Annotated in this window: 9 protein-coding genes and 1 pseudogene; 1 reads left to right on the top strand and 9 read right to left on the bottom strand. The window is 70.5% G+C overall.

The window, feature by feature from the left end; genetic code table 11:
- Nucleotides 1-26: 26 nt before the first annotated feature.
- Together ACZ60E_RS03620 and ACZ60E_RS03615 are read right to left on the bottom strand one after the other, a co-directional pair.
- Nucleotides 27-758: a CBS domain-containing protein gene (locus ACZ60E_RS03620; protein ID WP_469437648.1), complete on the bottom strand. Its 732-nt coding sequence runs from the start codon at nt 756-758 to the stop codon at nt 27-29.
- Between the two features lie 13 nt (nt 759-771).
- Nucleotides 772-3,504 (bottom strand): bifunctional acetate--CoA ligase family protein/GNAT family N-acetyltransferase, encoded by a 2,733-nt coding sequence (locus ACZ60E_RS03615; protein ID WP_469437646.1) that lies wholly within the window; start codon nt 3,502-3,504, stop codon nt 772-774.
- A 251-nt stretch (nt 3,505-3,755) separates the two neighbouring features.
- Between ACZ60E_RS03615 and ppk2 the strand changes: the two are divergent.
- Nucleotides 3,756-4,559 (top strand): annotated as a pseudogene (gene ppk2 / locus ACZ60E_RS03610) (polyphosphate kinase 2).
- Between the two features lie 43 nt (nt 4,560-4,602).
- Here ppk2 and ACZ60E_RS03605 read toward each other — a convergent pair.
- The 7 genes from ACZ60E_RS03605 to ACZ60E_RS03575 form a co-directional block, all read right to left on the bottom strand.
- Nucleotides 4,603-5,079 carry an ATP-binding protein gene (locus tag ACZ60E_RS03605; protein ID WP_453793344.1) on the bottom strand — a complete coding sequence of 159 codons (477 nt, stop codon included), beginning with the start codon at nt 5,077-5,079 and terminating at the stop codon, nt 4,603-4,605.
- A 132-nt stretch (nt 5,080-5,211) separates the two neighbouring features.
- Nucleotides 5,212-6,117 carry a universal stress protein gene (locus ACZ60E_RS03600; protein WP_469437644.1) on the bottom strand — a complete coding sequence of 302 codons (906 nt, stop codon included), beginning with the start codon at nt 6,115-6,117 and terminating at the stop codon, nt 5,212-5,214.
- A gap of 147 nt (nt 6,118-6,264) precedes the next feature.
- A complete protein-coding gene (locus tag ACZ60E_RS03595; protein ID WP_469438329.1) occupies nt 6,265-6,894 on the bottom strand; it encodes a DoxX family protein in 630 nt (209 codons plus the stop codon).
- A 399-nt stretch (nt 6,895-7,293) separates the two neighbouring features.
- On the bottom strand, nt 7,294-10,500 hold the full coding sequence (locus tag ACZ60E_RS03590) for a family 78 glycoside hydrolase catalytic domain (protein WP_469437642.1): 3,207 nt from the start codon (nt 10,498-10,500) through the stop codon (nt 7,294-7,296).
- Between the two features lie 108 nt (nt 10,501-10,608).
- Nucleotides 10,609-11,865: an ABC transporter substrate-binding protein gene (locus ACZ60E_RS03585; RefSeq protein WP_469437640.1), complete on the bottom strand. Its 1,257-nt coding sequence runs from the start codon at nt 11,863-11,865 to the stop codon at nt 10,609-10,611.
- Between the two features lie 98 nt (nt 11,866-11,963).
- Entirely contained in the window at nt 11,964-12,785 is an 822-nt protein-coding gene (locus ACZ60E_RS03580; RefSeq protein ID WP_469437638.1) for a carbohydrate ABC transporter permease, read from the bottom strand.
- A complete protein-coding gene (locus tag ACZ60E_RS03575) occupies nt 12,782-13,732 on the bottom strand; it encodes a carbohydrate ABC transporter permease (protein ID WP_469437636.1) in 951 nt (316 codons plus the stop codon). The genes ACZ60E_RS03580 and ACZ60E_RS03575 overlap by 4 nt, the downstream gene beginning before the upstream one ends.
- Between the last annotated feature and the right edge of the window lie 196 nt (nt 13,733-13,928).

The raw sequence follows: 13,928 nt of genomic DNA, 5'->3' as shown, positions 1-13,928 counted from the left end.
CGCGTCGGTCTCACGTCGGTCTCGTGTCAGATCCTGCGCATCCAGGTGTCGGTGACACCGTGCAGGCCCTGTTCGTCGGGCTGGAACCGGTCGTCGTCCAGTCGGAAGGTGAGCTTGTCGACGACCGCGACCACACCGTCGATCTGGCGCGTCATGGAGACGGCTATCTTCGCCTCGCTCTTGCGTTCCAGGTGCCCGGCGAGCGTGACCACTCCTTCGGCCACCGACACCTCGACCGTCCGGGGCGCCAGCCACAGCGCCCGTACCACCACCTCGTCGATCACCACCTGGCGGATCTCCCGGTCGGGCCGCAGGAAGACCTGGAGCAGGTCGCGGCGGGTGACGATGCCGACGAGCCGGTCCTCCTCGTCCAGGACGGGCAGTCGTTCCACCCGCCGCCCGGCCATCGTGCGAGCGGCCTCGACGATGCTGTCGTCGGCGTGCACCGTCACGGGCGGGTCGGTCATCAGCTGCCCCGCGGTACGGGCCCGTGCCTTCGCGGCCTGCTTCCTGGCGCCGCGCCTCAGCCGTGAGAGCCGCAGGCGACGCTTGCGCGCGTACGGATCGGGGGTCTGCGCCTGCCGGGCCATCAGGTCCGTCTCGGAGATGACTCCGATGACCTTCTCGTCCTCGTCGACCACGGGCAGACCGCTGATCCGGTGGCCGGCGAGCAGCCGTGCCACCTCCTTGAACGGGGTTCCGTACTGGGCCCGGACGACCTCCGTGGTCATCACGGAGCCGACCTTGTCGTGCTTCATGGTGGTTCCCTCCTCAGCGGAGTCGGCGCAGGTACGGGTCCTGGGGCCTGCGCGGCAGCAGGCGCACACGCGCATCGAGCACGGAGACCGTGTCCGGTGCCGCGAGAACGGGGTTGAAGTCGGCTTCGGCGAGCTGCGGCAGGTCGCTCGCCATGCGGGACAGGCGCAGCAGCACCTGTTCGAGGGCTTCGAGATCGACGGGCCCGCCGCCCTTGGCTCCGAAGAGAAGGGGAGCGCAGCGCGGGGTCGTGATCAGATCGTGCACGTCGCGGTCGGTGAGCGGGGCGAGCCGGGCGGCGTGGTCGGCGAGCACTTCCGTCGCCGTTCCCCCGAGGCCGAACAGGACCAGCGGTCCGAAGACCTCGTCCTGGACGACGCCCGCGAGCAGTTCGGTGCCGCGCGAGGCGAGCGGCTGCACGACCACGCCTGTGAGCAGGCCCGCGAACCGTGTCTCGAAGTCCCGGAAGGCGGCCCGCACCTGGGAGTCGCCCTGGAGGTCGAGGTGGACGGCGTGCTGTTCGCTCTTGTGCAGCAGGCCCGGCCAGTGGGCCTTCATGACCACCAGGCCGTCGGGACCGCGCAGCCGCTCGGCGGCGGTCACGGCGTCGTTCTCGGTCTCGGCCCAGGCCCACCGAAGCTGCGGAATGCCGTAGCAGGCGAGGAGTTCGGCGCAGGTGCGCGGGTCCAGCCAGCCGCCGTCGGGGTGCGCGGCCAGGAAGGTGTCGGCGACCTCGTGCGCGCGGCGTGTGTCGACTCCGTCGAGGTCGGGGACCGTCCCCGCGGGGCGGCTGAGCCAGGCCGCTCGGCGTGCGGCGTGGGCCAGGGCCCGTGCCGCCGCCTGGGGTTCGGCGTAGGAGGGGACGGTGCTGCCGTCCGTGGCGGGCAGCAGCCTGACCGGAAGGTCCTGTTCGAGCCGCACCGCGAGGACCGGCACCGCCCGGTGCCCGGGAACGAGGGTCCGGCCCGCCTGCTGGGCGTCCGGGGTCCATGGCCGGGTGAGGGCCCTGATCAGATCGTCGCCGGTCGCCGCGGCCACCGCCGTGGGAACGAGGACGAGCAGGACGGCGTCGACACCCGGGGCACGGGTGATCCGCTCGACGGATGCCCGCAGCTGCTCCTCGGTGACGGCGGCGGTCGCGTCGACGGGGTTGCCGGCCGCCGCGCCCTCGGGCAGTGCGGCGAGCAGGTCGTCGACCGCCTCCGGGGTGAACGGTGGCAGGGCGAGCCCCGCTTCCGCGCAAGCGTCGGCCGCCAGGACTCCGGCGCCGCCCGCGTTGGTGACGATCGCGACGCGGGTGCCCGCGGGCAGCGGCTGGGAGTGCATCAGGGCGGCGGCTTCGAGGAGTTCGGCGACCGAGGGTGTGGCGGTGACCCCCGCCTGGGTGAACAGGGCCTGCCGCGTCATCGTCCGGGTGGCGGCGGCAGCCGTGTGCGAGGCGGCGGCGCGGCGGCCCGCGTCGGTGCGGCCGGCGTCGACGGTGAGGACGGGCATGCGCCGGGTCACCCGACGTGCGGCGCGCGAGAAGGACCGCGGGTTACCGAAGGACTCCAGATGCAGCAGGGCGAGGTCCGTTCGGCCGTCGCACTCCCACCACTGGAGCATGTCGTTGCCGCTGACGTCGTACTTGTCGCCGAGGGAGGCGAAGGAGGACACCCCGATGCCCAGGCGCGACAGTCCGGCGAGAAGCGCGATGCCCACCCCGCCCGACTGCACGGCCACACCGGCGGTGCCGGGGCGCGGACGGTCGGCGGCGAAGGTGGCATCGAGACGCAGGTCGGGGTCGGTGTTGGACAGACCCAGGCAGTTGGGGCCGACGAGCCGCATTCCGAACGTACGGCATGCCGTCATGAGCGCCTGGGCCTGCACGCTGTCGAGGCCGGCGGAGACGACGAGCAGGGCCCGTACGCCGGCTTTGCCGCACTCCTCGGCGGTGGCCTGGACCGCGGCGGCCGGTACCGCGACGACGACGAGGTCGGGAGTCCTGGGCAGGGCGCTGACCGACGGGTAGGACGGCACGCCGAGTATGGACGTGGCCGACGGGTTCACCGCGAAGAGCCGTCGGGTGAAGCCGCCCGCGTGCAGCTGGCGCAGGACGGCGCGCCCGACCGATCCGGCCTTGCGCCCGGCACCCGCGACGGCGACGACGGCGGGCCTCAGGAGGGGCTCCAGGCTCGCGATGTCGGCGGCGCGCCCGCGGGCCTCCACGGCGGTCAGGTAGGTGTCGTCCTCGGTGAGGTCGACGGTGCAGCGCACCTCCGGCCCCTCGAAGCGGCGGGCGGTGCGCAGGCCGAGATCGGCGAAGAGCTGGAGGACCTCGTGGTTCTCGCTGAGCGCGTCGGCCGTGAAGGTGCCGATGCCCTCCGCGCGGGCGGCCGAGACCAGATGCTCCACGAGCAGGGTGCCGATGCCCCGGTGGTGGAGTCCGTCGGCGACGGCGATGGAGATCTCGGCCTCGTCACCGCCGCCCTGCGTGTCGTATTCGGCCAGGCCGATCACCTGGCCCCGTGTCTCGGCCAGCAGGGCCCGGTAGCCGGGTCGCGGCGGGGCGCAGGCAGGGTCGGCGGCCAGTTCGGCGGAGCGCCGGCTCGCCGCGAAGAACCTCAGCCGCAGGTTGTCCGGGGACATCTCCTCGTACAGTCCCTGCAGCTGGTCGTGGTCTCCCCGGGTCACGGGACGGATGCACACGGTGGTGCCGTCCGCGAGCAGGGCGTGGACCATGGGTCGACTGCGTGCTTCGTCCGTCATCGCGGGTCTCCTCAAAGCCTCTGGGCACTTCGAGCATCCAGCGGTCCGGGCCGCGCCCCCATGGGCTGTACGGGGTGGGATGAGGGCCGGTCGGCCCCGGGGCCCCGGCCGTGCGGCCGGCCCGGAGGGCCCGGCCACGCACGACGGCCGGTGGCCGGGGTGCGCGGCCGGTCGTCGGTCAGTGGCGTGCTGTCCTGGTGTCCGACCTCGGGCAGAGTGGTTCCGTCAGGTCCGCGAGCAGGGGAGGCGGCATGGCCGACAAGAAGGCGGCGACTCTGCCGCGTAAACCGTACGAGCGTGAACTGCTGCGTCTACAGACCGAGTTGGTGAAGCTCCAGGAGTGGGTCCGGGCGGAGGGCGCCCGGCTCGTGGTCGTCTTCGAGGGACGCGACGCAGCCGGCAAGGGCGGCACGATCAAACGGGTCGCCGAGCATCTGAATCCGCGGGTCGCCCGGATCGTGGCCCTGCCCAAGCCGACCGAGCGGCAGCGCACCCAGTGGTACTTCCAGCGCTACGCCGAGCACCTTCCCGCGGCCGGGGAGATCGTCCTGTTCGACCGCAGCTGGTACAACCGGGCCGGGGTCGAGCACGTCATGGGCTTCTGTACGAAGCAGGAGTACCAGCTGTTCCTGCGCCAGTGTCCGATCTTCGAGCGGATGCTGGTGGAGGAGGGAATCGTGCTGCGCAAGTACTGGTTCTCGGTGAGCGACGCCGTGCAGGAGGACCGGTTCCGGCGCCGGCTCGACGATCCGGTGCGGCGCTGAAAGCTCTCGCCGATGGACCTGGAGTCGATCACCCACTGGGAGGCGTACTCACGGGCCAAGGACGAGATGCTGGTCCACACGGACATCGCCGAGGCGCCCTGGTTCGTCGTCGAGAGCGACGACAAGCGGCGGGCCCGCCTCAACATGATCGCCCATCTACTGGGGTCGCTGCCCTACCACGACGTCCCGCCGCCGGTACTGGAGCTGCCGAAGCGACCGCCGTCGATGGGCTACGAGCGACCGCCGCGCGATCTGCAGACGTACGTCCCCGACCACGCGGCGGGCCTCTGACCGAGCGGCCGGTACCGGCACCGGTACCGGCACGCGGCCGTGCTCACATCGGCTGATGGCCGGCCGCGTCACCGCCCGGGTCGTCGGCGAGGACGATCGAGGCCCGGATGCGCTTGCCGACCGGCTCACGGTGGATCTCGAAGCTCCGGCTCACCGCCATGACGATCTCCAGACCGTGCTGTCCGATCCGGGCGGGGTTCGGTGGCAGGATCTGCGGCAAGGTGGCGCCGCTGTCCCACACCGTCACGGCGACGGCTCCTTCGCCGGCTTCCAGGGTCATCACGCAGGGACCCGGAGCGTGTTTACGGGCGTTGGTCACCAGCTCGGACACCACCAGCTGAACCATTCCGGTCGCCCGCGAGGACACCGGAATCCCCTGCTCGACCTGCAAAGATTCCAAGAATCTACGGGCCACGTCACGGGAATCACCGATCCCCGCAGTGCCCTCGACCACAGCGGTGACCGCTGTGGAAGTGTCCATCAGTCGCTGCCGGCCTTTTTCCTGCTCAGCCAGATTCATACATTCCGCCTCACTGCCGAAGCGCTCTTACCGAATCTCGCTTACCCCGGAAACATCACCTCACCTGTCTCCGGCGAACATTTCCGGCCGGGCCCCCGACGCCCATGATCGTTTCCTGCTCCGGCGTACGCGTCAGCCGTGCGCCACGACGGCGACGGGGGCCGTGGCGTGGTGCAGGACGGCGTGCGTGACGGGGCCCGTGTGCGCGCCGAAGGAGCTGCGGCGGATCCGCCGGCCGACGACGAGCAGGGAGGCTTCGCGGGACGCGTCGACCAGGTGCTGGGCCGCGCTGCCGTAGCGGGAGCGTTCGACGACCTCGACGGTGGGGAACTTCAGCCGCCACGGGCGCAGCACCTCGGTGAGGGCCGCGGCCCGCTGCTTGGCCAGCTCCTCATGGAGCCCGAGGTCCGTCGGGAGTCCGTACGCGTAGTAGGGCGGCGGGTTCCAGCCATGGACGACCCGCAGGCCCGACTGCCGCCGTAGCGCGATGTCGAACGCGAACTCGATCACCGTGTCGTGCGGGCTGTCGGTGTCGAGCCCGAGGAGCACCGGCCGGAAGGGGCTCGCGGCGGAGGGGATGCCGGACGGGTCCATCGTGTGCTCGTCGGCCGCCTGCTCCCCCGCGCGGACCAGGACCACGGGCCGCTCCGTCCGGGCGACGACGGCCAGGCCTACGGAACCCAGCAGGAAGCCTCCGATGCCGCTCATCCCCCGGGAGCCGAGGACCAGCAGTTCGGCGTCCTCCGCCGCCCGCGCCAGCACGTCACTGGGACGGCCGGCCAGCTGTTCCGCGCTGACGTCCACGCCGGGGTGACGCAGCCGGACGCCTTCGGTGGCCTCGCGGGGAATGCGCTCGGTCCAGTGCTGCTGTGTCTCGGCGCCGACGAGCGGCGCCTGGGCGATGGGTTCGGGGACCGGCTCCCAGACGTGGACGAGCTTGAGCGGCAGGCCCCGCAGCTTCGCCTCACGGGCGGCCCACTCGACGGCGGCCAGGCTCTCGGCCGATCCGTCGAGACCTGCGACAACTGTGCGGACCATGATGCTGCCTCCTGAGGGGTGAGGTGGTTCCGGCTTCGGGGACGGGAGATGTCGTGGCGCGGGGGCCGCTGGTGCCCGGCTCGGGCCGAACGGCCCCGCGACCGGCGGACGCGGCGGGCCCGTGCGGGTCCGCCGCGTCCCTCGCGGTCACCGCAGCCAGCGGTGGTCGCGGACCACCGGGATCCGCGCCCAGATCCTGCCCAGACCCCAGGTGGCACCGGCACCGGCCACCGCGAGGGCGATCAGGACCACGGCGTAGATCACGTGGTAGTCGACGAACGGATTCGTCGACATGCTCGCCGTACCGTCGGACAGATGCTTCGCCGGCGGCCACTCCGCGATCCACATCAGCGCCATCATCGCGCTCCCGGCCAGCGCCGCCGCCCGCAGCGCGACACCGGCGGTGACGGCGATCCCCACGCCCAGCAGGCCGAGCATGAACAGCCAGTCGGCCCACGTGGCCCCGGCCCACTCGTGGAACGTGGACTCCATCGGCCCGACGGCCACGCTCCCGAGGAATCCCTTGGTCGGTGAGCCGCCGTCGATCCAGCCCTTGCCGTTCGGCGTCGCGTAACCGAAGCCGAACGTCTTGTCCAGGAACGCCCACAGGAAGACGAACCCGGTCAGCAGACGCAGTGACGCGAAGGCGTAGGCGCGTGCGGTGCGTGTGTCGGTGAGCGTCGACACCGCGTCCCCGGCTGCGGATGGGGTCCGGTTCTTCCGCGACGACCGCAGAGGGAAGCCCGGACTCCGGTGAGGGTGCTCGTGCACGGCCATGGTGGTGATCCCTTCGAGGTTGGTCCCGTCGGTTTCTGACACCTCTCACTCTCGGCCCGTGGGGCGCTTCGCACCGGATGCCGAAGGTCCGCGACTGCGCGGCTGAACGTCCCGTTCGGCAGGGCCTGTTGGGCTGCCGATCGCGCCGCTGTCGTCCGCCATGTGCCTCCGGCCGGCTCGGGCTCGTCGCGAACCGTCGGCCGGTGGGGGTTGTTCGCGCCGTTCCCCGCGCCCCTGGGGGGGCGGGGCCGGGCCCTTGTTTGTAGCGTGCGGGTCCTCGTCGGTTGCTCGCGCCGTTCCCCGCGCCCCTCAAGGGGTGGGGCCGCGCGTTCGTTTGAAGCGTGCGGGTTGTCCTGGGTTGCTCGCGCCGTTCCTCGCGCCCCTCAAGGGGCCGGGTGGCTAGGCGGTTGGTCGTACGCCCTTGGTTGTGAATGTGTACGTGCCTGACTGGACCTTGTAGACCGCGCGGTCTCCCTCCGTGTGGTGGAAGTTCGCGTCGTGGGGTGCGTCCGGGGAGGCGTGGGTGCCCCTGGGGACCCGTACCTCGGCCGTGGTGTTCGGTGGGATATGGACGGTCAGGCGGAAGGTGCCGTTCTTCAGCGTCCACTCCGACGTGGCCTCGCCGTACGGGGTCCGGTAGGTGCCGTCGACGTGGGTGAGGTCTCCGACGGTCCTCGGGTCGATGACCAGCTCGCGGTAGCCGACGGAGCCGGGAGCCTGCCGGATGCCTGCCAGGCCGCCGTGGAACCACTCCTCGATCTGGAGGAGGATCATGTGGTTCTTCGAGTTCCGGATGCCCCACTCCTCCGGGATGGTGGTCAGGCCCTGGGGGTTGGCGGTCGTGGGCGCCATGAAGAACCCGTAACTGGGCTGGGTGTCCTCCTGGAGGACCCGCCAGAGCACGTCGTCCCGCCGGCCGTCCATCAGCGCCCGGACGATCGGTGCGAGACCGATGGTGCCACCGCTGAAGTGCGGTCCGCCGCCGAAGGGTTGGAAACCGTCGACCAGCTCGACCAGGGCGTCGAGGACCCGGGCACGCTGGTCGGCCGGGACGAGGCCTTCGTCGAGCGCCAGCGCCTGGGCGGCCTGGGTGGCCCCTTCCGTACCCGACTCCCCCCGGCTGGTGTACCGGCCAAGTGTCCTGTTGTAGAACGCGTCGTTGAACGCGGTTCTGATGTTGTCGGCCAGCGCACGGTACTCGGCGGCGTCCGCGCGGCGTCCCAGCAGCGCGGCCATCTTCGCCATGCGGTCGGCGACCTGGTGGTAGCCCCAGGTACCGGTGATGCGGCCGGAGGTGGTCTCGGCGGCGATCCAGTCGGCAAGGGCCGCGTCGACGATATGGGCGTCGGCGCCGGTGCCCGCCTTCCGGGTCCTGATGTAGGTCAGGAACGCCTGCATCTGGGGGTAGTGGCGGGCCATGGTCCGGGTGTCGCCGTAGGTCTCGTAGAGGAACCAGGGGGTGAGGACGATGCCGTTGCCCCAGTTGATCTCGTCGCCGAAGCGGCCGGTGTACCCCCAGTCGTACACGGGGGCCTTGAGTGCGACGTTGCCGATGTTGTCGCCGGCCTTGGACTGGCCCTCCGCGAGGTGGCGTTCCATGGTCCGCAGGTAGGCCGCGTACCCGAAGTGGCGGTGCAGGGAGTGGAAGGGCTGCAGGTAGTCCGCGGGGTAGGCGAGTTTCTCGCGGCCGGGGCAGTCCGTGAACGTGGACATCAGGTTGCTCATGATCGAGTACCGGGACATCCGGTGGATGCGGTTGATCCGGTCGTCGGAGGTGCGCAGGCTGCCCGCGACGGGGGTGTCGGCGTGCAGCTGAAGTCCCGTGAGGGTGCTGGTGGTGGGCGTGTATCCCGCCGGAAGGCCGGTGACCTGCACCCATTGCATGCCGAAGTAGTTGAGTTCGGGGTGCCAGGTCTCGTCCTCGGCGGCGCCGTGTGCGGTGTAGGTGGCGAAGACGTCGGTGCCGCGGCCCGCGCCGCCGCCCATGATGGAGGCCTGGTCGACGGTGCCGTCCGCGTTGAGGGACTCCGCGGGCCGCAGCTTGACGGTCGTACCGGCGGGAACCCTGCCGTCCAGGCTCAGTCGGGGCCAGCCTGCGAAGTTCTGGCCGAAGTCGAAGACCCACACGCCGGGCTGCGGCTGGGTGACCGAGACGGGACGGAGGCGCTCGGCGATCTTCACCGGTTCGCCCGCGCGCCAGACGAGTTCGGTGGTCAGGTTGGGCGGCGGGGCGATTCCGGCGGCGACCCAGCCGACGGGTGAGCCGTCCCGGCGACGGGCGGTGCCGCCCAAGTCGGCGCCTGCTTCGGTCCATCCGGTCTGCTCGCGCCGGGCGTCGTGGTCGGTGCCCGAGTACCAGTTGTTCGTCGTGGTCGGTCCCAGGGCCGTCCGCCACGCGCGGTCACTGACGACCGTCTCCACCGAGCCGTCACCCTTGGTGATCTCAAGTCGGGCGATCATGCGGGGTGTGACGGCCGCACCCGCGCTGGGGTCGGTGCTCGCAAGGGAGTTGCCCGAACCGGTGACAGCGGCGTCGGCGGCGTGCGCCTTCTTCAGGGCGGGCTGGAAGGTGATGCCGGTTCCGTCGGCCCCGGCGGTGCCGACGGCGGTGATGGTGCGTGACTCCAGCCGTTCGCCGCCGTCCCCCGTGTCGACGTTGACCGTGCCGCCGACGTGGTAGCCGGTCACCGCGCTCACCTTGACGGTACGGTCTCCGGCGGCGGCCGGGGCCGCGAGGACGCCACTGCCCTTGGTCTGGCTCTGCCACCAACTGTAGGGAGCCGTACGGCCCGTGGCGGGGTTGGTGACGGACCGGGTGACCAGTGCGGTGCCGTGTCCCAGCTCGACACCGATCACGTTGGCACCGGGACGCACCAGCTCGGTCACGTCGTAGGCGCGGTACTCGGTGGACAGCTGGTAGTTGGAGTTGCCCGGGGCGAGGACCTCGTCGGTCACCCGGCTGCCGTTGACCCGGGCGATGTGCAGGCCGACGCCCGACAGGTACAGGCGCGCTTTGGCGATCTTCGTACCGTGGCGGCCGACGGTGAACGACCGGGCGAAGAGCGGCAGCGGGTCGCCGACGCCGCGGGCGGGGTGCTCGATCCACTCGGCGTCACCCCAGTCGCCGCGCTTGAGCAGACCCGTCTCCCAGGCGGCGGGACGGCTCCACGCGGTGGCATGCCCCTGGCTGTCCCAGGCCCTGACCTGCCACAGCACCTCCTGCCGGGAGCGGAGGTCGCGGCCGTGCCACGGTATGTCGTGCTGGGTGTCGGAGCGGACCTTGCCGGAATCCCACAGGTAGGGCCCGTGGACGAGTGCACGCGGTGTACGGGCGGCACGGACCTGGTAGGCGGCCTGCTTCCATCCCTGCCGGCCGGTGGTCACCCGCCAGCTGAGTCTCGGGGTGGTGTCGTCGACGCCGAGGGGTTCGTCCAGGCGCCCGTTGACGGCGAGGTCGACGACGACTGCGGTCACGGACGCTCCACTGGCTTGTGCGGCGGTGGCCGGGCCGGCGGCCACGAGAGGGATCGTCATACCGGCCGTTCCGGCGGCCATGACTCCCACGACGTGTCTGCGGCTGAGGGAGTTTCGCGGCTCTGCGGACATGCTGAAGCTCCTTGGATGCGAAAAGGGGGTGAGGTGGTTGCCGGGACAGGTGAGCAGCCGCCCGCCGGCGTGGTTGCGCGGACGGGTGAGCAGCCGCCGGTCGGCCGCTCAGGAGCCGGCTTTGTAGTCGGTGTCCATCGACTTGAGGACGTCCTTCGGCTCGGCCTGGCCGCTGAAGATCTCCTGCAGGCCGCTGAGCATGGTCTGCTGCACCTTGGCGTTGGGCCAGAGCTGGTCCATGAACGGCACGGTCCGGTCGTCGGTGATGAAGCGCGACAGCTCGGTCAGCGACGGGTCGACGGTGTAGCCCGTGTCGGGCAGGGTGGGCAGGCCGCCCTGCTTCTCGGCGTACAGGTTCATGCCCTTCGGCGACATCACGAAGTCGACCCACTTCAGGGCCAGTTCCTCGTTCTTCGCCTTCGCGTTGACGCCGTAGCCCGCTCCCGCCGCGGCAGGCATCAGGGCGTCGGCCGGCTTGTCGTCGGCCGGCAGCGGCTTGAGGGTGAAGGTCCCCTTCGGGTTCTTCTCCTTGAGCAGGGCGATCACCCAGTTGCCCTGCACGATGCCCAGCGTCCTACCGGTGGCCGCGAGTTGCTGACTGGCCTCGTAGTTCGTGCCGAGCGGGTTCTTCTGGAAGCAGCCCTCCCTCTCCATGGTCCGGTATTTGTCCATGGCGGTCTTCCACGCGGAGTCGGCGAAGGTCACCTGCCCGGCCTGCATCTTCTGGTCGAAGTCCCGCTCGGGTCCGTACACGGTGGTGGCGACCAGGGCGTACTGCACGATCTGTGTGACCCAGTTGTCCTGGAGGCCGAGCGCGAAGGCGGGGGTCTTCCTGGCTGCGGCGTCCTTGCAGAACGTCAGGAGTCCGGTCCAGGTCGTCGGAGCCGTGAGGCCCGATTCCTTCAGTGCCTGCTGGTTGTAGACGGCGCCGATGCCGTTCTGTCCGAAGAGCGCGTTGTAGGTCTTGCCGTCGTACTGGGCGACGCTCCTGGTGGCGTCCGGGAGCTTCGCCGCCCAGGGGCGGTCCGAGAGGTCCCGCAGGTAGCCGGGCTCTGCCAGCACATGGGTGGCGGCCGGATTGCCGTTGCCGGGCCACACCGACATCACATCGGGGGCGGTGCCCGAGGACAGCTGGGTGCGGATCTGCTGCTGGTACTGGTCGGCGCCGCTGGTGGTGTAGCGGACCTTGACGCCCGGGTTGGCCTTCTCGAAGGCCTTGACGACGGCCTCGACCGAGCCCTGGTCGACGGAGGCGAGAGTGAGGGTCCGGGAGTCCTTGCCGTCGCCCGCTTCGGTGCCGCCGCTGCAGGCGGCCAGCAGTGCGACGGAGGCGGTCGTGGCGAGGGCGGCTCGTAGGGTCTTCATGATGTCTCCCGCGAGGAGGAACTGCGGTGGGTTGAGCGGGACAGCGCCCCAAAAACGGCAGGGGCTGCGGGGCGTGCGGGCAGGTCAGCGGGGGTGTGTCACCCCCGCAGTCCGCCGGCGAAGCCATTGATGATGCTGCGTTGGAGCGCGAGGTAGACGGCCAGGACCGGCACGATGCTGATCACCAGCGCGGCGAAGATGAGGTTCCAGTCGGTGACGTACTGACCGACGAAGCCGGCGATGGCGACCGGCATGGTCTGCTGGGCGCTGCCGCTGAGGTACAGCAGCGGGGTGAAGAAGTCGTTCCAGACGGCGACGGTGTTGAGCACGAGCGCGGTCACGGTGATCGGCTTCAGCATGGGCAGGACGACATGGCGGAAGCCCTGCAGGGGTGTGCAGCCGTCGATCCGGGCGGCGTCCTCGAAGTCGCGGGGCATCGCGCGCAGGAAACCGGTGTAGAGGAACACCGTGAACGGCACCTGCAGACCGCAGTGGAACAGGATCAACGCCCAGGGGCTGCCAAGCAGTTGCAGGTCGCGCATGGTGTGGTAGAGCGGCAGTGACGCCAGTTGGAAGGGCAGGACGAGGCCGAGCATGATCAGCAGGTAGGTGGCGCGCGACCAGCGGGCGGTGATCCGGGCGAGGGGGTAGGCGGCGAGGGACGAGACGGCCAGGACGACCACGACACTGACCGAGGTGACGAGGAGGCTGTTGGCCAGCGCGCCGCCGAGCGCACCCTGCTTCCACGCCTGCGAGAAGTTGTCGAGGGTGGGCGAGGTGGTCGGCCGGATCGGCGAGGAGGTGTCCGAAGGCGACCGCACGGCCAGGTTGACCAGGATGTACACCGGGAACGCCACCACCAGGGCCGCGGCGGCCATGACGAGTTCCAGGACGAGGGTGCGGGGGCGGTAGCGGTTCACGACGCGGCCTTTTCGTTGCGGGCCAGCATGAAGTACTGGCCGGTGGAGACGACGGCGACGATGAGGGTCAGGACGACGGCGAGCGCGATGCTGTAGCCGAACTCCCCGAGGGTGAAGGCGTCCTTGTAGATCAGCGTGGAGAGGGTGTCGGTGGCGTGTCCGGGGCCGCCGCCGGTCAGGGCGTACACCTGGTCGAAGAGTTTGAGGCCGCCGATGCTCGACAGCATGAGGTTGATGGTGAGTGCCGGGGTGAGCAGGGGCCGGGTGACGGACCAGAAGCGGCGGACGGGGCCGGCGCCGTCGATCGCCGCGGCCTCGTGGATCTCGGCGGGGACCGACTGCAGGCCGGCCAGGAAGATCACCATCGAGTAGCCGGAGTACTGCCAGACGGTCACCCCCACCACCGACCACAGCGCGGTGTCCGGGTCGCCCAGCCAGTTCTGCTGCCATGAATCCAGCCCGACGCCTCCCAGCAGGCTGTTGACCGCGCCGTCGGGTCCCAGGAGGTTGCGCCACAGGTAGGCGGTCACGATCTGCGTGATCACAGCGGGCGCGAACAGGAACACCCGAAGGAGATTGCGGGACTTGATCGCGCTGTTCACCCCGAGCGCGAGCAGGAGTCCGATGAGGTTCTGGACGACGGTGATGGCCAGGGCGATGAGCAGCGTGTGCCAGATGGCCTGGACCGCGTCCTCGTCGCGGGTGAGGTCGGTGAAGTTGTCCAGGCCGACGAAGGAGAGGTCCGGGTCGAGGCCGTCCCAATCGGTGAAGGCGTAGTAGACCCCGCGGGCACTGGGCACCAGGACCACGAAGACGAACAGCAGCATCGCCGGGAGCAGGAACCACCAGGTCGAAGCCGTCTGCGACCGGCGCGCCGGGGCGGGTGCGGGGGGCGGTGCGGGGGCGGGAACGACCGGCTTCCCGGGCTGATCGGTCGGAGCAATCATCACTGACGAACCCACTTCGAGTGAAACGTTTCAATCGGATGCCCGGCGATACACCGGAAAGCTGCGCCGCAGGAATCCCTGCCGCGTCATCGTTGGATCGACGTACTGGAACGGTCGTGCACCGGGTCGGCCGGGCGGGGAATGGGTAACGTTTCCCACGAGTTGCGCCGACCCTAGGATCCGCCTCTTGTTACGT

This window comes from Streptomyces sp. NPDC102514, from assembly GCF_055584525.1.
The sequence above is the reverse complement of the archived record's forward strand: the minus strand, read 5'-3'. Positions and strand labels throughout refer to the sequence as shown.